Annotated in this window: 1 protein-coding gene; it reads right to left on the bottom strand. The window is 67.4% G+C overall.

Annotated features, from left to right (window positions below; translation table 11 throughout):
- Positions 1-16: 16 nt before the first annotated feature.
- Positions 17-1498 (bottom strand): IS1634 family transposase, encoded by a 1482-nt coding sequence (locus AB0M35_RS29105; protein WP_363749409.1) that lies wholly within the window; start codon positions 1496-1498, stop codon positions 17-19.
- Positions 1499-1650 lie beyond the last annotated feature (152 nt).

The raw sequence follows: 1650 nt of genomic DNA, 5'->3' as shown, positions 1-1650 counted from the left end.
CCCGAGTCTTATCAAATTAGTGCGCACCTGGGCTGGTGCGGATCGTCTTGAGGGCGTGGCGTAGGTCGTCGGGCAGGGGGTCGGCGGCGGTGAGGGTGTGGTCGTGGACGCGGATGGTGACGGTGCGGTAGCGGCGGGCGGTGCGGACGAACTTCTTGATCGACCAGCCGGTGTGGTCCTCGATCCATTTGCTGACCGCCAGAGCGGCGAACACGATCGTGAGGTGTGCCTCGATCGATTCGCGTTTGTGGTGGTAGATCGGCCGGGCGGCCAGGTCGTGCTTGGACATGCGGAAGGACTTCTCGATCTGGAACAGCCGGTGGTAGGCGCCGATCACGAACTCGGCCGTGACGGGGGTGCCGTCGGGGCAGGCAGCGAGGTTGGTGACATATCCCTTCAGGCCGGCCAGGGCTCGGGCTTTGGCTTCGAGGGACCGGTTGACAGTCTTGGTCGCGCCCGCAAGTTGGACGAACCGGTTGCGCTTGACCGCTGTCTTCCCGGCGACGGCTTTCTCGGCCTTGGCGATCTGCTCATCGATGCCGCGTAGGCTGCGCCGGGCCCGATCGGTCTTGTACTGGTAGTAGATGACCTGGTCCCGGCGGCGGTCGGCCGACCCGGCGGGCCAGGGCTGGCAGAACACGTGCCCGTCGGGGATGTCCTGGCCCGGGTGCTCACGGCGCCATTCGGCCACGACGTAGGGAACATCGCTGATCCTGGCCCCGAGGATGAACGACAACCCGGCCTCTTCGATCGCTTTCTGATTGGCCGCCGAGATCATGCCCGCGTCGGCCACGACGGTCACGTCCGGCAGTTGGTGGGCGTCCATGAACGACCGGATCGTGGGCAGCATCGTCAACGTTTCGGCCTTGTTCCCCTCGAACGCCTCGACCATCAGCGGGAACCCGCCGGCGTCGGTCAGCAGCCCGATCGTGATCTGCGGCTCCAGACGGCGTTCCTTGGAGAACCCGGGCTCGCGGAACCCGTCGCCGGTGTCCGTCTCGAAATACAGGGTCGACACGTCGTACAGCACCAGCGACCCCGGCCCCAGCCCGGCGTGCGTGGCACACGCCCCGGCCAGACGCTGACGCCACTCAGCCTTGGCGTAGACCGGCAGGCGGCGGTTCACCGTCGGATACGACACCGCATCGATCCCGGCCTCCTCCAGGACCCGCAGGCTGTCCTGCTTGCTGGTCGGCTCGATGATCCGGGCCAGCACGAGCTGCCGGAACACCTCGTCACCACCGGTCGCCTCGCCAAAGCCGAGGCCGTTATAGCCGCAGCACAGCGCGTCCCACAGGTGCCCCATCCGCGAGCCGGTGATCTCCAACGGGCCGCCCGCGTCGGGGCTGTCGTCCAAGCCCAGGTCCAACTCGCCCTGCCCTGCGGCCAACCGCTGCCGCGCCACCGACTTCAACACCGCCAGCTGCGCCTCATCGTGCGCGGACCCGATGTGCTCGATATCGCGCGCCCCTCGCCGCGAGGAGTGCACGATCTGCACCGCCCTCGCCCCCGAAGCCGTCTTCACGGTGCGCACGTACGGTGCCACGACCGACAGCCTAGACGCCACGGTTTAGTGCGCACCCACCACACCAAAACCCCAGGTCAACGCCCTACACCCAGCCGAATCCCGACCCCGTGATAAGAGTCAGG

The organism is Micromonospora sp. NPDC051196 (assembly GCF_040682415.1).
In the GTDB taxonomy this organism is placed as follows: domain Bacteria; phylum Actinomycetota; class Actinomycetes; order Mycobacteriales; family Micromonosporaceae; genus Micromonospora.
The sequence above is the reverse complement of the archived record's forward strand: the minus strand, read 5'-3'. Positions and strand labels throughout refer to the sequence as shown.